This window comes from Bacillus pumilus, from assembly GCF_900186955.1.
GTDB lineage: Bacteria > Bacillota > Bacilli > Bacillales > Bacillaceae > Bacillus > Bacillus pumilus.
This window is the reverse complement of the sequence record NZ_LT906438.1, coordinates 761,115-779,885: the sequence shown is the minus strand read 5'-3', so window position 1 is coordinate 779,885 and position 18,771 is coordinate 761,115. Positions and strand designations below refer to the sequence as shown.

At 42.3% G+C, this 18,771-nt stretch carries 19 protein-coding genes; 7 read left to right on the top strand and 12 right to left on the bottom strand.

Features of this window, described 5'->3' with window-relative positions:
- Positions 1–143: 143 nt before the first annotated feature.
- From CKW02_RS03770 to CKW02_RS03750, 5 genes are all read right to left on the bottom strand, one after another.
- Complete coding sequence (locus CKW02_RS03770; RefSeq protein WP_003214289.1) at positions 144–1,901, bottom strand: WD40 repeat domain-containing protein; 1,758 nt, start codon at positions 1,899–1,901, stop codon at positions 144–146.
- Between the two features lie 4 nt (positions 1,902–1,905).
- The gene (locus CKW02_RS03765; RefSeq protein ID WP_003213871.1) at positions 1,906–2,709 is read right to left on the bottom strand and encodes a formylglycine-generating enzyme family protein; all 804 of its coding nucleotides are present in this window, start codon (positions 2,707–2,709) and stop codon (positions 1,906–1,908) included.
- A gap of 33 nt (positions 2,710–2,742) precedes the next feature.
- The gene (locus tag CKW02_RS03760; protein ID WP_003213962.1) at positions 2,743–3,468 is read right to left on the bottom strand and encodes a GTP cyclohydrolase II; all 726 of its coding nucleotides are present in this window, start codon (positions 3,466–3,468) and stop codon (positions 2,743–2,745) included.
- A 278-nt stretch (positions 3,469–3,746) separates the two neighbouring features.
- The gene (locus CKW02_RS03755; protein ID WP_003214095.1) at positions 3,747–4,403 is read right to left on the bottom strand and encodes a class I SAM-dependent methyltransferase; all 657 of its coding nucleotides are present in this window, start codon (positions 4,401–4,403) and stop codon (positions 3,747–3,749) included.
- A gap of 950 nt (positions 4,404–5,353) precedes the next feature.
- Positions 5,354–5,701 (bottom strand): YflT domain-containing protein, encoded by a 348-nt coding sequence (locus tag CKW02_RS03750; protein WP_003214326.1) that lies wholly within the window; start codon positions 5,699–5,701, stop codon positions 5,354–5,356.
- Between the two features lie 221 nt (positions 5,702–5,922).
- Here CKW02_RS03750 and CKW02_RS03745 point away from each other — a divergent pair, with 221 nt between their 5' ends.
- Positions 5,923–6,312, top strand: a complete 390-nt coding sequence (locus CKW02_RS03745) for a YfmB family protein (protein WP_003214189.1) — start codon at positions 5,923–5,925, stop codon at positions 6,310–6,312.
- Positions 6,313–6,420: 108 nt separating this feature from the next.
- Positions 6,421–7,425, top strand: coding sequence for an NADP-dependent oxidoreductase (locus CKW02_RS03740; protein ID WP_003214060.1), 1,005 nt, complete (start codon positions 6,421–6,423; stop codon positions 7,423–7,425).
- A 35-nt stretch (positions 7,426–7,460) separates the two neighbouring features.
- Here the strand turns inward: CKW02_RS03740 and CKW02_RS03735 are convergent, their stop codons facing one another.
- Positions 7,461–8,603: a DEAD/DEAH box helicase gene (locus CKW02_RS03735; RefSeq protein WP_003214170.1), complete on the bottom strand. Its 1,143-nt coding sequence runs from the start codon at positions 8,601–8,603 to the stop codon at positions 7,461–7,463.
- A 152-nt stretch (positions 8,604–8,755) separates the two neighbouring features.
- Between CKW02_RS03735 and CKW02_RS03730 the strand changes: the two genes are divergently transcribed.
- Entirely contained in the window at positions 8,756–10,309 is a 1,554-nt protein-coding gene (locus CKW02_RS03730; RefSeq protein ID WP_003214280.1) for an ABC-F family ATP-binding cassette domain-containing protein, read from the top strand.
- A gap of 216 nt (positions 10,310–10,525) precedes the next feature.
- On the opposite strand, the gene CKW02_RS03720 is transcribed toward CKW02_RS03730, so the two are convergent.
- The 3 genes from CKW02_RS03720 to CKW02_RS03710 all read right to left on the bottom strand — a co-directional run bounded on the left by CKW02_RS03720 (position 10,526) and on the right by CKW02_RS03710 (position 14,229).
- The gene (locus tag CKW02_RS03720) at positions 10,526–11,716 is read right to left on the bottom strand and encodes an MFS transporter (RefSeq protein ID WP_003214465.1); all 1,191 of its coding nucleotides are present in this window, start codon (positions 11,714–11,716) and stop codon (positions 10,526–10,528) included.
- Between the two features lie 56 nt (positions 11,717–11,772).
- Complete coding sequence (locus CKW02_RS03715; RefSeq protein WP_003213966.1) at positions 11,773–12,198, bottom strand: MerR family transcriptional regulator; 426 nt, start codon at positions 12,196–12,198, stop codon at positions 11,773–11,775.
- Positions 12,199–12,345: 147 nt separating this feature from the next.
- Positions 12,346–14,229: an ABC-F family ATP-binding cassette domain-containing protein gene (locus tag CKW02_RS03710; protein WP_003214335.1), complete on the bottom strand. Its 1,884-nt coding sequence runs from the start codon at positions 14,227–14,229 to the stop codon at positions 12,346–12,348.
- Between the two features lie 133 nt (positions 14,230–14,362).
- Between CKW02_RS03710 and CKW02_RS03705 the strand changes: the two genes are divergently transcribed.
- Both CKW02_RS03705 and CKW02_RS03700 read left to right on the top strand, forming a co-directional pair.
- On the top strand, positions 14,363–15,430 hold the full coding sequence (locus tag CKW02_RS03705; protein WP_003214241.1) for a tetratricopeptide repeat-containing glycosyltransferase family 2 protein: 1,068 nt from the start codon (positions 14,363–14,365) through the stop codon (positions 15,428–15,430).
- A gap of 186 nt (positions 15,431–15,616) precedes the next feature.
- The gene (locus CKW02_RS03700; protein WP_003214295.1) at positions 15,617–17,008 is read left to right on the top strand and encodes a branched-chain amino acid transporter BcaP; all 1,392 of its coding nucleotides are present in this window, start codon (positions 15,617–15,619) and stop codon (positions 17,006–17,008) included.
- Positions 17,009–17,045: 37 nt separating this feature from the next.
- Here the strand turns inward: CKW02_RS03700 and CKW02_RS03695 are convergent, their stop codons facing one another.
- The gene (locus tag CKW02_RS03695; RefSeq protein ID WP_003214167.1) at positions 17,046–17,279 is read right to left on the bottom strand and encodes a hypothetical protein; all 234 of its coding nucleotides are present in this window, start codon (positions 17,277–17,279) and stop codon (positions 17,046–17,048) included.
- 6 nt (positions 17,280–17,285) lie between these two features.
- Positions 17,286–17,543: a hypothetical protein gene (locus tag CKW02_RS03690; protein WP_003213975.1), complete on the bottom strand. Its 258-nt coding sequence runs from the start codon at positions 17,541–17,543 to the stop codon at positions 17,286–17,288.
- 65 nt (positions 17,544–17,608) lie between these two features.
- Here CKW02_RS03690 and CKW02_RS03685 point away from each other — a divergent pair, with 65 nt between their 5' ends.
- Positions 17,609–18,088 (top strand): Hsp20/alpha crystallin family protein, encoded by a 480-nt coding sequence (locus CKW02_RS03685; protein ID WP_003214269.1) that lies wholly within the window; start codon positions 17,609–17,611, stop codon positions 18,086–18,088.
- Here the strand turns inward: CKW02_RS03685 and CKW02_RS03680 are convergent.
- Positions 18,069–18,296 (bottom strand): hypothetical protein, encoded by a 228-nt coding sequence (locus CKW02_RS03680; protein ID WP_003214070.1) that lies wholly within the window; start codon positions 18,294–18,296, stop codon positions 18,069–18,071. The two genes, CKW02_RS03685 and CKW02_RS03680, sit on opposite strands and share 20 nt — an antisense overlap.
- A gap of 92 nt (positions 18,297–18,388) precedes the next feature.
- Between CKW02_RS03680 and CKW02_RS03675 the strand changes: the two genes are divergently transcribed.
- The gene (locus CKW02_RS03675; RefSeq protein WP_034620235.1) at positions 18,389–18,733 is read left to right on the top strand and encodes a hypothetical protein; all 345 of its coding nucleotides are present in this window, start codon (positions 18,389–18,391) and stop codon (positions 18,731–18,733) included.
- The last annotated feature ends 38 nt before the right edge of the window (positions 18,734–18,771 follow it).

Genomic DNA, 18,771 nt, shown 5'->3' with positions numbered 1-18,771 from the left:
GCTCGTTGTTTACAAAAACAGCATTTGCGACATTCATATTTATTAATGAGGAGCACATGCGGACAATTGAGTACAGTCAGACCTTTTTTCATATGTTCCTTGCAAACACTTATCATGAGAATCCCCCGCTTACATTCTTTTTCTTAATGAGAGATTACTTCTTTTGGAAATTGTTCAAATAAGCGCAGTACTTCGGTATACGTGCCATCTTCTCGAATATGATAAATCCCACCATCATACGAGCTTGCGTATACATCATTGCCTAATTGTCTGATGGCACTAATTCCATTCTTGGCAATTCTAATTGGGCCGGTATTGACCCCGAGCTCTGGATTCCATACTACGATATAGCCCCAATAATCTCCGCTCACAATATAGCCAGAGTCTGTGACAGAGACCGATTTAATCGAATACTGGTGTTCATTATGCTGGTCTAAAATTCTTCCTGTATGCAAATCAAACAATCTCACATTCTTGTCACGGCTGACAATGGCAATACGATCTCTTTTGCTATCAATGAATACATCATTTAATAGCTCTGTCGCCCCGATATATTTCGCTTTTAAAGACAAGCTCTTCTTATCTAAAAGACAGATGGTTCCTTCTACTGCGGCTGTGATGATATGATCTCCTTCTACTTTTAGTGCTTTCACAGCACAATCGTGTGCTTTGGAACGGCCAACTTCCTTTAAATGCTCTGTCGAAATGACATGTACATAGCCGCCGTAAGTTCCAATATAAAATTGCCGATCCTCCTCGTGGAAATACACACTGTTGACCGGCCCTGTATTGAGATCAAACGAAACCATTTGCTGTAATGATTCATGAACAATATGCACCTGACTTGCATGATCTCCCCAAGCATAATAGCTTCCATCTCGTGCGACAGCCACTCCATTTGTTAAAACGCCTGTCGATTTAGCGATTTCAATCCCATTCTTTCTGAATTTTCCGTCATCTGATGCTGTGATGATATCTCCCGCATCAGTCAGTGCAATATCATTAATAGATGGTGTCGCCATTTCGATCTCATCTGATACCACTTTCCCCTTTTCAATAGACCATTCACAATACGTTTTTCCAAAGCTGGCTCCTAGGATGGATTTCTCATCCTCCGTCCAGACAAGCGAGCGCTCCCACTGATATTTATGAGGGAGAAGAGTATCAACCAAATCCCCTGTTTCGTAATTCCACAGCTTAATTAAATGGTCATAGCCTGCTGTCAGCAAGTAATTGCCGCTTGGAGAAAAGTTCACACGCTTGACGCCCTGTAAATGAGCTTTGATGATTTTTTTCTCCTGTAAAGTCACCGCATCATAAATAATAACGGTGCCATCGTCTCTGCCAAGTGCGAACACTTCTTTTTGATTGCTGCCGCTGATTGTGTCCAGCTCATAATCAAACGGACCGATCTCCCCTACAATTTCTCCTGTATCATACAGCCACACAAGAACATAGCCATCATCACCTGTTGTATAAGCTTTATCGCCATGTATCCATACAGCTAATACATCCTTGCTATGTCCATGAAATTCTCTTAGGATGGCTCCTGTTTCGATATCCCAGACTAAGCATCTTCTATCTCTAGACACCGATACAAGCAACGTATCCTGCTTCGCAAAAGCAACGGCTTCTACATCATCCGCATGACCAAACAGGGTGCGAATTTGAGTATGAGTACCTGTATCAAACAATTTAATGGTGTAGTCTGACGATGCACTCGCTAAATATTTTCCGTTTTCAGAAAGAGATAAAGAGTTAATGATGTGCTCGTGACTTCCAATAAACGTTCCTTCTCCTGTCGCCCGGTTCCACTGATAAATACAGCGGTCATAACCGCCAGTGTAAACAATTTGATCCTGCTGAGTTGATAAAACAGATGTAATTGGTCCTCTATGCATGGTTTTACACTCCCACCTTTATATGTTGTTTTTGACGAGTCACTACACGAAAACCAGTAAATCGGAAAACGGGATCTGTGTGCTTCCCATGTCTTCTGGCGACTCTGCATAAATCTCCGCCTCTAGCAAAGGAGCCGCCTTTTAAAATGTAGTAATCATTGCCAAGCGTTTCTGTTAAATCATCTACGACCTCTATGCCACCTTCGTATACATGATATTTAGTGTTGACCCATTCCTCGACGTTGCCCCCCATATCATAAAGACCGAATAAGGATCTGCCCTTTTCGTAATGGCGGACAGGCGTCGTTTTTTCGATATTTGATTCGTACGTATTACAGAAAGAAGGATCAAACTCATCTCCCCATGGGTATTGATTTCTCGTGTTACCCCGGGCAGCATATTCCCATTCTTCTTCAGTAGGAATCGACACGTCAATCCCAAGTTTCCCGCTCAGCCACTGACAGAATGAGAAGGCTTCCTCGATCTCCATTCCCCAAGCCGGATGATCTTTCCCTCCGCCAAGCTCTTGATTCGTTAAGCTCTCCGGGTACGACTGGCCTGTTTCATCACAATAGCTTTGATACCATTCATTGGTGACGACCGTATCTGAAATGAAAAATTCATTGATATACGGCTGATAGGATGGAAATTCTTTGTACAGCCATTTTTGAAATTTTTTCTCACGTCCGTAAGTTGGATTGAGAAGCTTGTCCTTCCAGAATTCTGATGCCTTTTTCATATCTTCTTCATTACTTCCGATTGTTGCATAGCCGCTTGGGATTTGAATCCAATTGATTTCAGGTTTCACGCTTTTCTCCCGCCTTCTTTAAAGTAAACTCATCTACTGATTAATTAATTTTTTCTCATCGACCATATGCCCTGAGGCTGCTTTTGCTTTTAAATAGGCTTCATTATAGAGAGAGGCTTCGACCGTATGATCAAACCGTAAAACAGGAAGACCGTAAGCAGCAATGGAATCGACTTTATCTGGATTGTTCGTTAGGAGATGCATTGGTTTCCCTTTGTTTAAATAGTGCAGAACAGCCGCTGCCTCCTCGTAATGCCGATCATCATCGCCGCAGCCAATCAGACGGTTGGCTTCAAACGTATCCATCTGCATTTCCTGTAATTTATACGTCAATGCTTTCGCCATCAGCCCAATTGACCGCCCTTCTTGATTGGCCATATAGACGAGCATGCCTTTTCCGTAATCGGTGATTTTCTTCAGCGATAACGCAAGCTGTGGACCGCAGTCACATTTTAGTGACCCAAACACATCCCCTGTTTGGCAGACACTATGAATTCGCACAAGCGGCGGCACCTCATTTTCAAAGTCGCCAAATAAGAGACAAGAGGAAAAGGTTTGCTGCGCGGTACTCATTTGGACAATAGATTCGATCGTTGGTTTTGTCTCCCCTTCAACAGGTGCGAAGGCATACCATTTAAATGGCACTTCTTCATGTTGAATGGAGATCGGAAGGTTCACTGGCCCCACGAGCAAATAGTTTTTTTCTTGAAAGGTAAAATGATGAATCATTGATTGTAATTCATCTACAAACTTGTTCATTTGTCTCCCCCCTATTCATCGCTGCACCCAAATCGACTCAGGTAGCGCAGTGATGGTGATGAATATGTGCCTGCACTCATGGCTTAAAAGAACATGGGTGTGCGTTTCCTCTTATCCTTCAGACCTTGATTCCACCTATTCTAGCGATATGTCAATCTAGGTCTTTTCCAGTACAAAGGAGCAGAATTCTTGGTTCATAACGCCTTTCCCTTACATGTTGCGCACAGGCTGTTTCTTAGAATGAACACCTCTGCTACGTTTGAGTGTTCACCTTTGTACTAGATTTTGACGGCAATGACATGATGCTGGCTAATGCCGGCTTTTGCTTTTAATGGTGTAATCGATACAAGCTCCAGACCTGATGAACAAATTCTTTCTCCAAGCTGAGAGTCTGAAAACGAAAAGTGGAAACGGCCATCCTCTCCGATTAATCCTGTTCTCCACTCTTCTCCCCATACAACAAGTGAGAAGACGCCGCCTTCATGAAGCAAAGAGGAAACCTGTTTTAAATAACGCTCATGATCATCAGGGTGCTGGTGATGAAAGCAGCCATGATCTAAAATTAAATCAAACTGCATCCCTCGACCCTGGCCCATCGACCAGGACATAAAATCTTGATGAACAAAATGGACAGGAACCGTTTCTCTTTTCTGTAATCCTACCCACTCCTCATGCTCATACAGGTCGATGCCGACATATGCGGAAAGCCCGCTTAAATGTTCAAGTGCCCGGCCGTTCCCGCACCCGATATCCAGCACAGAAGCAAGTGCATTCTTTTCCCTTGAACGCCATGCCTTTAGTGACACCACGGCTGCATCTGTTAAAGATGGATCAGTAGACCACATATCTGTTCTTTTCTCATAATGTTCTTGAAATGCCATTCGCATTTTTTCTAGATACAACCCACTGTCTTCATGGTATAAAGCCTTTTTCATCACAGGACCTCCTTCTATTTAAAATCGACTTTCCGGGCAAAGGTCATTTTCAAGCCAAACACCTTATGTTAAAATGAAAGATGGATTTTTTAGGAAATCTATTTTCTGAAAAAGGAGAGAAGCATCCCACATGTTCACTCTTCTTTTTCAGCATGCATCCTCATATGCAGCCATTTGACAGCTGCAGCGCCTCAGCTTGTTCTCTCTTTTTTTCATATGAGTTCACCTCCTTCACCGTTCGATCAACTCACTGCCTTTCTTGAAAACGCTTTCTCTATTGTGCAGGAATACGACGTCTTTTAATTATCTCTTGCAAAGTGATCATATTAGAAAGATCATCTACTGTTTAAATCGACTATCATTTCTTCTTCATGTAAAAAACCATTTTCTTGTGTTTTAGTAGGAATTTTCCGAGTGCTTTTACCTTGGTTTTATGCCACCACCTATCACTAGAGTGTGCCTAGAATAAACCCATCAGAAATTTAACAACTACTTCCATAACAACTGGAATAAGCCAAATATATTGTTTTTAGATTATTTTGTCAACAAATTATTTCCTAAACATTAAAATGAATTTTCTAATTGAAAATACAGGTATTTTTCGTGGTTTTTTGACCTCAAAACACTTATTTCTACATAAAAACACAACATAAACCAATAGAACTAAGAAATTTATCTACTAAATTACACAAGATTCCCATTACATTTTGAAACAAAATTGAAAGATACAATAATTATTTCCCGAATAGATTTTTGTGATATTTTGACTATTCCTTTCTCATTTCCTATCATTTTCTTTGGTATATCTGCATTTTCAATTAGATGATTTACTGTTTATTCCAATCTGCTGTTTTTTCTTAATATAGTAAAAAAGATGCATCCTCTCCTTCAGAGATGAAGGCATGAAAAAAAGCCCCTTACGAAAGTAAGAGACTTTTTTCAGTTGGCGATTATGCCCAAGTTTTCACTTTTTCATGGTCTGTCACAAAGAGAAGGACTTTCCCTTCGTCTAAATGTTCTTCAAATGTTTCAGCTTCTTCTTTAGAGAAACCAATTTCATGGATTTTATTTCGGAGCTCATCGCCCTTTTTACTAAAGATGTTCCCAACAGCATGTTTCAGTCCAACTTCTCTTGGACCTATCGTATTGGCATCTGCGTTTCCAGCAATACGCTCTGTACGATCATCGTCATGGGACAGAACATAAATGTCCTCTCTTGCAACACCGAGTGATTTTAATTGCTCTACATCTCTTTGAAGTGTTTCATCATTTGAATACTCTCTTACAACAGGTTTCATTTTATATTCCTCCTTTAGCGTCTTACGAATCTTTTACCCGTCACTTTTATCATTAAACCTTCCTTGAGCACATCCATTTTACATTGTGTACTAGCCATGCCTATTGACTTATTTTTGACAAAAACCCTGTAAAAATGACTAAATTTTCAGAAATATTATGTTCATCCCTGCTATTTTGGTGTACAATTCTTGTACTGGAGGCTAGAAATGAGGTAGAGCTGATGTATTACTTTTCAGCGGAGCAGCAGTTTAATGCTTGGGTTGTCAGTGATTTGGTGAAACAGCTTTTTCAAAAGTGGAATCCTGAAGAAGCAAAAGCAAAGCCGCTTACATTGTTTGCTGAACAGCACTTTCGCATCTCCATTGATTATCTCTTTTCCATCATTATTAACATTGGAGATATCGAGTCAATTGAACAAGATCCACAAGACCTGTTGTCCTCATACTTGAATATCCTTTTTCCTTTTGTGACGCGCGATATGATGAAAGCCTCCATGCAAAATGCGAACGAATATTTATTAAAAGAACGTGATGCGGACGTGTATCAGCTGTTTGGCTGTCTGCCACCGCTCCTCTCTGTTGACTTCCAAAAAAGTAGTCCTCATCTCTGAGATGACGGCTGCTTTTTTGTATGTGTTTGAAATAGACCGTATGTTTTGAATGAAAAGAAGCATCATGTTAATGTAAATCTAGGTTGCAAGTGAAAGGGAGGATTTGACATGAGTCAACAAAAGCAAATTCAATTAGCCAAACGTCCACAAGGATTACCTACAAAAGATGTTTTTCATTTTGAAACAGTCGATATACCTGTGCCGCAAGATGGTGAAGTCTTGATTCAAACGAAATATGTTTCTGTAGATCCTTATATGAGAGGACGAATGCAGGATACAAAATCCTATACACCTCCATTCAAGCTAAATGAAGTGATTCAGGGCGGTGTTGTCGGAGAAGTTGTCGAGTCTAAATCGTCTCAATTTGAAAAAGGTGATTTTGTTCTTGGATTCCTTGGCTGGCAAGAATATTCTACAGCCAAAGCTGAATCTCTGACTAAAATTGATCCATCCATTGCGCCATTGTCCTATTATTTAGGCATTTTAGGCATGCCAGGACAAACCGCTTATTTCGGTCTTCTTGCGATTGGTCAGCCAAAAGAAGGCGAGACCGTTGTCATTTCTGGGGCCGCAGGTGCTGTTGGTTCCGTTGTTGGGCAAATTGCTAAGATCAAAGGCGCTCACGTCGTTGGGATTGCGGGATCTGATGATAAGCTGGCTTATTTAAAAGAACTGGGTTTTGATGAAACGATTAATTATAAAACAACAAATGACTTAGATGATGCTATTGCAAAGGCATGCCCTAACGGCGTCGATGTGTATTTTGACAATGTAGGCGGCGAAATATCTGATGCTGTGATGAATCATTTGAACCGCTTCGCACGTATTCCAGTGTGCGGCGCGATTTCGTCTTATAATATTAGCGCAAGCGAGGACATCGGACCGCGTGTGCAAACAAAACTCATTAAAACAAGCGCATTGATGCAAGGCTTCATTGTTGCCAACTATTCAGATCGTTTTGAAGAAGCAGCAAGAGATCTCGCACAATGGGTAAAAGAAGACAAACTGACTTACAAAGAAACAATCATTGAAGGCTTTGACAACATTCCTGATGCATTCCTCGGACTATTCAAAGGGGAAAATGTCGGAAAACAGCTTGTCAAAATTTCATAAAAAGAAAGGACCCTCCATGTGGAAGGGTCCTTTTTCTATGCTTGCTTTGGCGCAAGATGCAGCTGGCCTTGCTTATAAACAATTTCCTGAAGCGAAAGATTCAGCTTTTTCGCCATTTTTTTCAGCATTGATTGCTCTTGAGGTGTGACAAGACTGATGACAGCCCCTTCTTTTCCTGCGCGACCGGTTCTGCCTGAACGGTGGATATAGCCTTCTTCGTTTGGCAGGTCGGCATGGATCACATACGGCAGATCGTCAATATCGATGCCTCTTGCTGCGATATCCGTTGCAAGAAGAAGCGGGAATTCACGCTGTTCAAATTCCTTTAAGATGATAGCACGCTCTGCTTTTTTCGCTTCACTATGAAGAACACCGAGGTCGACATGGTGATATGCTAATTTCTCTGCATAAATGCTTAAATTCGTAATATCACGCACAAAAACGAGCGCCTGCATGTCCTCAAGCCGTGATAGCTTTTGCAGTAGTTTCACTTTGTCACGCTGGTCACATAACAGATAATAGTGTCCTACTTTCTGCGCTTCTTCCTCGCTTCTGGCAATTTTCAATACTTCTGGTTCTGTTGTCATTTCTTTAATCAGTTGAACCGTTTCGTCTTTCAGGGTTGCAGAAAAACAAAGAATTTGTCTTTCTTTTAATGTTGATTTAATGATCGCTTGGATCGTTTTCATATGCTCTGGCACAAGAAGCTGATCTGCTTCATCTAGCACGATTGTTTTGACTTCATGCATTTTCAGTTTCTTGATTTTGATTAATTCTTGGACGCGGCCTGGTGTCGCTACGACGATATTCGGGTGTTTCTTTAGTTTTTCCTGCTGCTTTTTGATGTTCGCTCCACCAATCAAGGAGATCGCTTTGATGTCTGATCCTTGTTTGAACTCTTGCACGACATCAAAAATTTGCATCACAAGCTCTCTTGAAGGTGCCAAGATTAAGACTTGCGGGTGCTTGATATTCACATCGATTTTATTTAAAAGCGGCAACACATACGCCAGTGTCTTCCCCGTTCCCGTAGGCGATTCTGCAATCACATCACGCTTCTCCGTAATCCATTCTGCTGTTTTTTCTTGTATAGCTGTTGGTTTTTCAAAGCCAGCCGCTTGGAAGTTCTCTTGTATAAATGGCTTTGCTTCTTTCAAAAATGCCCAATTTTCTATCATGTCGATCTCCTTTATCCTCATTCAATCTATCCTTTAGTATCTCAAAATCAGCTTTGAAACGCAATTTTTCTTTTGATGCTTTTATCGAGCCGGACAGTTCGATATAATCATGAGAGGCACTAGCCGTTTTGAATCTATTTGAGGTGTAAAAAATGATATTATCTGTTAAAGATTTAAGCCATGGCTTTGGCGACAGAGCCATTTTTCACGAAGTCTCCTTCCGTTTATTAAAAGGCGAGCATGTCGGCTTAATTGGCGCCAACGGTGAAGGAAAGTCAACGTTTATGAATATTATTACTGGTAAGCTGGAGCCAGATGCAGGAAAAGTCGAATGGGCAAAAAATGTCCGTGTTGGCTACCTTGATCAGCACACTGTGCTAGAAAAGGGCAGAACAATCCGCGAAGTCCTTCAGGATGCATTCCACTATTTATTTTCCATGGAAGCAGCGATGAATGACATTTACGGCAAAATGGGTGAAGCCGATCCTGATGAGCTGGAAAAGCTGTTAGAGGAAGTGGGCGTTATTCAAGATGCGCTCACAAACAATGATTTCTATATCATTGATTCCAAGGTTGAAGAAATAGCCAGAGGTCTTGGGTTAACGGATCTCGGGCTAGACCGTGATGTGACGGAGCTGAGCGGCGGGCAGCGTACAAAAGTATTGCTTGCGAAATTGCTGTTAGAGAAGCCAGAAATTCTCCTTCTCGATGAGCCGACCAACTATTTAGATGAGCAGCATATTGAGTGGCTGAAGCGCTATTTACAGGAATATGAAAATGCGTTTATCCTCATTTCACATGATATTCCGTTTTTAAACAGCGTCATTAACTTGATCTATCATGTTGAAAATCAAGAGCTCACGCGCTATGTTGGTGATTATGATCAATTTAAACAAGTGTATGAAGTCAAAAAGCAGCAGCTTGAAGCAGCTTATAAAAGGCAGCAGCAGGAAGTCGCTGAATTAAAGGACTTTGTTGCAAGAAACAAAGCACGTGTCAGCACAAGAAATATGGCCATGTCCCGTCAGAAGAAACTGGATAAAATGGATATGATTGAACTCGCAGCAGAAAAGCCAAAGCCTGAATTCCACTTTAAGACGGCACGGACTTCTGGGAAATTGATTTTTGAAACAAAAGATTTGGTCATTGGTTATGATGAACCGCTCTCTCGTCCATTAAATCTGAAAATGGAACGCGGGCAAAAAATTGCGTTATACGGCGCTAACGGGATCGGAAAAACGACATTGCTGCGAAGTCTCCTTGGAGAAATCTCGCCAATTTCGGGTGAGGTGGAACGCGGAGAATTCCTGCAAATAGGCTATTTTGAGCAAGAAGTAAAAGAGCAAAACAGCAACACCTGTATTGAAGAAGTATGGGGCACTTTCCCTTCTTACACGCAATATGAAGTGAGAGCCGCTCTTGCAAAATGCGGATTAACGACAAAGCATATTGAAAGCCGCGTGTCTGTTTTAAGCGGAGGAGAAAAAGCTAAGGTCCGTCTTTGTAAGCTGATCAATGAAGAAACCAACTTACTTGTTCTCGATGAGCCGACCAATCACTTGGATGTCGATGCAAAAGAAGAACTAAAACGTGCATTAAAAGAATACAAAGGGAGTGTCTTATTGATCTCTCACGAACCTGAATTTTATCAAGATGTAGCCACTGAAACTTGGAATTGCGAATCTTGGACGACCAAAGTATTATAGGCTTCAGATTGTTGACAAAGGGCTAAAATGATCTTTATTTTAGCCCTTTGTCTTCTTTTCAGCATGATAGAAAACCTTTGAAGTCTAGGAAGGACGAGTACCGGAGTGGAGCGAATTGAACATTCGTGAGCACCGGAACGCAGTCCTGACAAAGAATGCTAGGGTTTGTCTACACGCTGAGCCTTATATCTGATGCAGATATAAGGCTTTTTCTATTTAATGACCTGCTTGAATATTGATGAGATGCTTACGACCAATCAGCAGGATGATCATGCCTAACAGAACGACAGCCGCCCCAACATAGTAAGGGGTGCTTGCTGTATAAGATTCAGCAAGTACGCCAGCAATCCAAGGAGCAATCGCGCCCCCAATAAATCGTACAGCACTGTAAGAGGATGAAGCAATGGAACGCTCAACCGGTGCTGATCCCATCACAGCGGTCGTGAGCACAGTATTGATCATGCCAAGAATACCCCCAGCAATGACAATTCCGCAGATGACGACGACTACATGTGAAGTCCAGATCCCAATACCGAATAAAATCACAGCAAACGAAGCAAACAGAACCACAAGAGAAGTCAATGTCCCAAGCTTGCGATGAATGACCGGCGCTGAGAAGACGGATGTCACAGCTAAAAATAGTCCCCATCCAAAAAAGACATAACCAAGACCATGCTCATCCAGATGAAGCACAAATGGCGAATATGCTAAAAGCACAAAGAAACCAAAATTGTATAAGAAAGCGGCAGATGCCATCGTTAAAAGCCCTTTATATTTTAACGCCCCGACAGCCTCGAATAATTTCACCTTTTTCTGAGGTTTTTGCATCGGTGGAAGCATAAACGTAATGGCTAAAAGAGCAACAAGCATTAATACCGCAACGCCAAAGAATGGTCCGCGCCAAGAGATCGTCCCAAGCTCTCCGCCAAGCAGCGGTCCAACCGAAATCCCAAGACCTAGTGCAGCCTCGTATAAAATAATGGCCTTCGCACTTCCTCCAACAGACACGCCGACAATGACAGAGAGAGCCGTTGAAATGAATAAGGCATTCCCAATGCCCCATCCGCCTCTAAAGCCGATTAATTCGTTAATCGTTGAAGAGGTACCGCCTAAAGCAGAAAAGACAATAATAAAAATAAGTCCGATTAATAACGTCCATTTCGCACCAATCCGGCTAGAGAGAAAGCCGGTAAAAAACATCACAAAGCCGGTCACAAGTAAGTAGCTCGTAAATAAAAGAGAGACCTGACTTGGAGATGCATCTAATTGTGATGCAATGGCCGGCAAAATCGGGTCCACAAGTCCTATCCCCATAAATGAAATCACACATGCAAAGGCAACAGCCCAGACGGCCTTTGGCTGTCTAAGCAGACTTGTACGCTGTTTTAACACTTCTTCTTCCTTCATTCCATCAGAACCTTTCCTTCAAATGTTGACAAAATAAAATAAACACACAGAGGTGTTTATTTTTGTAATTGCTCAATTGCATGAGCCGCTTTATCTTTCATCGTTTCAAGATCCTTTTTAAAGGATTGAATCGTTTCAAGCTTTTTTGTAATCAATTGATGCTGCACAGTCAGCTGCGCATCCATATCTAACAGCTTCTCTAATCGTTCCTTCGGATCAAGCGACAGCAAGTAGCCTTCTTTATTCAGCTCTAACTGCTTTCCTATTTCCATAAACGATTGAAGCTCTTGTAAAGAAAAGCCGAGTACCTCTTTTGCCTGCATTACTTTTTCTAGTTCTTCCATGTCGTCCTCTGAGTACAGCCTGACACCGCCCTCTGTCCGCTTTGGTGCTGATAATAAACCAATCTCTTCATAGAAACGAATCGTCCGTTTCGTCAGCCCGCTTCTTTTCGCCACTTGATCAATTTTCATCCATTCCATTGCCAGTGCCTCCTGCTCATCAATTCATGATTTATTATACACCTTTATAACCTTAACGTAAACGTAAATGTTTAAGTTCTTGATTCTCTCATGTTTTGATGTAAAGCAAAAAAACCTGTAGAATGTTCTACAGGTTTCATATTAGGATTAACCCTCTAATTCCTCAATCATGATCGACAGTTCTGTCCAGCGGTCCATTGCTTGTTCTAGTTCTTCAGCAACGGCTTTTTGTTCGTCCATCAGCTCTTGAATTTTCCCAAAATCACTGCCTGCTTCTGCAATGCTGGCTTCAAGCTGCTGATGTTTTTCCTCTAATGCCTGAATCCGGTCTTCAATTCCGTCCCATTCAAGCTGGTCTTTATAAGAAAGTTTTTTTCTCTTTTTAGGCGCCGCTTCTACTTGTTTCTCAGCAGGCTTTGTCTCTGTCCGCTTCGCCTCTTTTTCTTGCTCCATGTAATCGCTGTAAGCACCTTGGTAGTGTGAAATGCGGCCATTTCCTTCAAAGACAAGCAGACGATGAACTACTCGGTCTAAGAAATAACGATCATGCGATACGGTCATGACAACGCCAGGAAACTGTTCTAAATAATCCTCTAAAATGCTGAGGGTCTCCGTATCAAGATCGTTCGTCGGCTCATCTAAAAAGAGAACATTCGGTTCTTCCATTAAGACTTTCAGTAAATACAATCTGCGGCGTTCTCCCCCTGACAGCTTGCGAATAAACGTCCGTTGCATGGATCTTGGGAATAGGAACCGCTCCAGCATTTGCTCTGCTGTCACTATGGCGCCATCAGATGTCTTAACGATTTCAGCTGTTTCCTTGATGTATTCAATGATCGTCAGCTCTTCATCCATTTCCTTGTGATCCTGCGTGTAATAGCCAATACGAACGGTTTGTCCAATCGTCAATTGTCCTGAAGTCGGTTCAATTTTACCCGCTAGACAGTTGAGGAGCGTCGTTTTTCCGACTCCATTCGGTCCGATAAACCCAATCCGGTCGCCCGGTACGACTAAGTCTGTAAACCGCTCCACAAGGATCTGGCCAGCAAATGAAATCGATAAGTCTTCTGCCTCTATGACTTGTTTTCCTAGGCGATGGGAACCGATGGCGAAATCCAGCTCTCCCTTCGCATCAGGCCCTTTTTGATCCATCAGCTCTTCGGCTCTGCCGATGCGTGCTTTCTGCTTCGTCGTTCTTGCTTTTGCCCCTCTTCTCAGCCATGCAAGCTCGCGTCTGAGTAAGTTTTGACGCTTCGTTTCTTTCACCTGAGCCTCTGCTTCTCGTTCCGCTCTTTTTTCTAAAAAGACTTCATAATTTCCTTTATACGTATAAAGCTGTCCTTGATTCAATTCATAAATTCGATTGGCCACACGGTTGAGGAAATAACGATCATGCGTCACCAGAATGACAGCACCGCTGTATTGACTCAAATATCCTTCGAGCCATTCAATCGTTGCATTATCGAGATGGTTGGTTGGCTCATCTAAAATCAGCAATCCCGCAGGCTGAATTAAATTTTTAGCAATCGCGACACGCTTTTTCTGTCCGCCTGATAAGGCATGAACAGAACGGCTCACATCTTTGACGCCAAGCTTTGTCAAAATCGTTTTGGCTGACAGGTTCGCATCCCATGCGTCTTCCTGATCCATTCGATTTTGCATGCGCATGAGCGCCTCTTGTTTTGCTTCATTTTGCGGATCATGCTCTAAATCAGCGAGTGCCTGTTCATATGCCTTCATCGTTTGAATCATGGGTGCTGTTCCAGAAAAAATGTAATCGAGAATCGTTTCATCCCCGTTCATTTCAGGGTCCTGCTCAAGAAATTCGATATCAAGTGTCCCTGCCTTCGTGATGTCACCCTCCTCAAACGATTCAAGTCCTGCAATGACCTTTAGGAGCGTTGACTTTCCTGTTCCGTTTGGTCCAATCAATCCGATGCGTTCCTTTGGTTCTATATGAAAAGAAATATGATCAAACAGCGTTTTCTCGCCATAGGTTTTATATAATCCTTCAACATTCAATAAACTCATTTTTATCAGCCCTTACATAGATTCTTCCTTTATTCTAAATCAGCCAGTAGCAGAAAACTAGTTTTAAAAAACCTGCTGCTGAAAAGAATGTTTCCTTTTGCTGCTCGATACACTATGAAGAGGTGATCTAAAGATGGTAACCATTAGCTTATGTATGATCGTGAAAAATGAAGAGGAGGTGTTAGCGGACTGCCTCTCCTCTGTTCAAGACATTGTCGATGAGATGATCATCGTTGATACAGGTTCAACAGATCGTACGAAGGAGATTGCTCACTCCTTTTCAGCACAGGTACTTGATTTCGAATGGGTTCAGCATTTTGCCAAAGCCCGCAATTTCGCTTTCTCACGTGCAACGAAAGAGTATATTTTATGGCTTGATGCAGACGATGTTCTGCTAGAAGAAGACCGTCAAAAATTTCTTCAGCTCAAAGAGACACTCGATCCTTCGGTAGATGCCGTCTCGATGTTTTATCATGTGGGATTTGATGAAGACGGTCGGGTGAATTTTAAATATAGAAGAAATCGCCTAGTGAAGCGTGCCTTAAACTTTCAATGGTACGGAGCCGTTCATGAGTATCTTCAAGTGTATGGCAACATCTTTCCAGCCGATATCGCCGTCACACACCAAAAGCGTAAGAAAACAACCGCTGGTGAGCCTGGGCGCAACTTGCGAATTTATGAAGATATGCTGGCAAAGGGAGAGAACATGACACCCCGTGATCTCTTTTACTTTGCCAATGAATTAAGAGATAACAAGCAGCATGTCAGAGCGATTCGTTTTTATCATGAATTTTTAGCGACAAAACAGTGCTGGATTGAGGATGAAATTCGCGCATGCCAATATTTAGCCGACTGCTATTATGCGGTAGGTTTCGAGGAAGCGGCTTTATCCTCATTATTACGTTCTTTCTTATATGATCAGCCTCGGCCAGAATTTTGCTGCCGGATCGGGGATCATCTAAAAATTCAAAATAAACATCAGGCAGCGATCTTTTGGTATGAGCAGGCGCTGAAGGCTCCTGAAAACGAAGCAGCCTTCACACTCACACAGTATAAAACGTGGTATCCTCACCTTCAGCTTTGCTATTGTTATTATCAGCTCGGCAATTTGGAGAAAGCCAAAACACATCACCTTGCCTCCGCCGCCCATAACCCCACTCATCCAAGTGTGCTGTATAATGAAAAAATATTTACTAAATAGACATAGACTATCTATCGCCACATCCGCCTTCCATCTCTTGGCGGATGTCTCTTTTTAAGCACAAATTCGATTGTGGCGTTTAATACTTTAGTGATTTAAAGCGTTCTCCAACCAATTGACTAAATTATCATTTAAGCATATACTAACACTCGTCTTACGAAAAGATTTATCCATTAGGAGGTCAACATGAGTTCTTTATTTCGAAAAAAGTCTCTCGACCAGCTCATGCTTGAAAGTCAAACGAAGCGGCTCAGCCGATCGTTAAATACGTTTGATTTAATCTTGCTTGGCATTGGCTGCGTGGTCGGGACTGGGATCTTTGTGATTACGGGGGTTGCTGCTGCGAAAGATGCGGGACCTGCGATTATTATATCTTTTATTTTAGCTGCGATCGCATGCGCCCTTGCTGCTTTTTGCTACGCTGAATTCTCCTCGTCCATTCCTGTGTCAGGAAGCGTCTATACGTATTCCTACGCAACACTTGGGGAATTTCTCGCCTTCTTAATGGGCTGGGATCTCATGCTTGAATATGTCATTGCGCTCTCTGCTGTAGCAAGCGGATGGTCGTCCTATTTTCAATCACTGCTCAGTGGATTCGGTCTGCACATACCGAAGGCATTATCAGCTGCACCTGGAGCCGCTGATGGAGCCGTCTTTAACCTTCCAGGCGCACTCATTATTTTGCTCATCACCTTTATCGTCTCAAGAGGCGTCAAAGAAAGTACGAAGCTGAATAACATCATTGTGCTGATTAAAATTGCCATCGTCCTTCTCTTTATCATTTCTGGCTTTGCTTACGTCAAACCTGAAAACTGGACACCTTTTATGCCGATGGGCTTTCACGGCGTGATTGCTGGAGCGGCGACTGTCTTTTTTGCTTACCTTGGATTTGATGCAATCGCTAATGCGTCTGAAGAAGTCAAAAATCCTCAAAAGGCGATGCCAATCGGAATCATCGGTGCGCTCGGTGTTTGTACGATTTTATACATTGGTGTTTCATTCGTCTTAACAGGCATGGTTCACTATACGAAGCTGAATGTCAGTGACCCTGTCGCATTTGCTCTTCAAGTTGTTGGCCTGAATAGTGTGGCGGGCATTATATCCGCAGGTGCTATTATCGGGATTACGACAGTGTTAATTGCACTTGTTTATGCTCAAGTTCGCTTAACCTTTGCCATGAGCCGAGATGGACTCATGCCGAAAATCTTTTCAAACGTTCATCCAAAATCGAAAACACCGGTTGCCAACACTTGGCTCACAGGTGCTGTTGCGGCATGTATCGTTGGATTCGTTAACTTATCTACGCTAGCGAATTTAGTCAGCATCGGTACACTTGCAGCCTTTACAGTGATCTCTATCGCTGTGATCGTACTACGGAAAAAACATCCGAATATGAAGACAGCTTTTAAAGTACCTTTTGTACCTTACCTTCCCATTATTAGTGCGGTCATTTGTATGATATTGGCTGCTACACTGAAATGGGAGACATGGAGAGCCTTCCTGATCTGGGTGGCCATTGGTGTCGTTGTCTATTTCACCTATGCAAGACGAAAAAGCCATCTGAATGAAACAAAATAGAAAAGAGACACGGGGATTCCCGGTCTCTTTTTTTTGCTTAAATCACGCTGTTTTTGGCTGAATTTGAGTCCACCATATCTGGATCTAACACGCTTGAAATCGGAATGACAAGCGGTGAACAATCTCCATTGTCCTCTCCAAATCCTTGGTTCAATTTCATTGAGAGAAAATAATCGATCTGCTGATAAGGACCTAGCGTCAGTGATGCACCCCGATCCATTGCATTGATTTTAAAAGCACCGACATTGACGACTGAGGGTGAGAATAACATCACACGTCACTTCCTTTGAATGGGTTTAGCTGCTGGTGAAAAAGAGGCAGGTGAGTCCACTTGATCTCGATCATCTACATGGCTTTTTGTCCCGACAAAACCGCTGGCATCTCCAAAATTTTGTCCGTACCCCTGATTTTTTTTATCTGAGTTTTGCCACTCTGCTAACAAATTTTGTCCGACATTCACCGCCGATGCATTTTCAAAGGAATTAATTTTTAACATGAAAATATTAATATTGATATACGGAGTTGGTTGAACCACAGATAAACCTCCTTTTTATAGGTATATGCAAGCACCCATCAAGTATGTTAACAGGAGGTCTTCACATGGACTTCGAAAAAATTAAGCAGTGGATGGATATTGCCCAGCAAATGCATGGGGATGATTTTTGGAAAATGATCTTCGATGATGAGCAAAGATCTCCCTTTATGGCAAATGGTCCATCTCCCTTTACGTTCACACAGCAGGATCAGCGCGGCCCAGACGCGTCGTTTCCACCAATCGACATGGTGGAAACCGCGACAGAAATTCAGTACTTAATTTATTTACCTGGCTACCGAAAGGAAGATGTACAAGTGTTATCATATGGTGAATATTTGGTTGTGAAAGGACAGCGTCTTTCCTTTTTTAATGAGCAGGATTTTCGCCAAAAGCAGGGGAAATATGGTCCGTTTGAAAAGAAAATCCGGCTTCCAGAAATGATTCTTGGACAAATGAATGCGGCCTTTAAAGACGGTGTGCTTTATATCAGGCTGCAAAAGGATGAAGGAAAAGCGACTGCTATTATCATAGATGACGAATATTGATACTCACGGCGTCGATTTGATCACGATCATTAATCGATTCAATCGGAAGGATCGTGATCACGCCATCAGCATTCTGTTCCCCAAAGCCATTGTTCCTTTTGATCGTACTGCAATGATTGCGAACAATCGTCGAACCAAACGTCATGGATGATCCTGTGCCTATCGAGTTCGTTTTCATATGGGCAATGTGTATATGAGTAGGCAGCATGTACTTCTCCCCTTTCTTGTCATCTCTATAAGTATATATCTCACAGCTTTTCCATAGACTAGATCAAGGCAGAAGAAAAGGTTGTGGTCTACTTGAAACATTTCATTCTATCACTCTTTAAAAAAACTGAATCCAGTCCATCCCCCTCTGTCACCGAGCTGGAGAAAAGGCTCACCGCTCTCGAGCAAAAAATGTCCGCACCAGCCTCCCCTGGCACAGAGGATACACATATACATATCGAATCTCTCCATGTGGAGAAAATTGATTACCATTTAGAGTTCGGTGAGCTTTCCATTGACCAGCTTCAAGGCAGGCTCAATATTGGGGCAACCTATTATACGCCAAAGGACACGCACATCAAAAAAACAGTATCACCACCGAAGCCAAAAGAAACCAAAACACCGACAGTCTCGATTCGATCAAAGCCATCTTCTTAATGCGCTCGGCTTTTTAGTACAATCGGGGCAGCATCAGG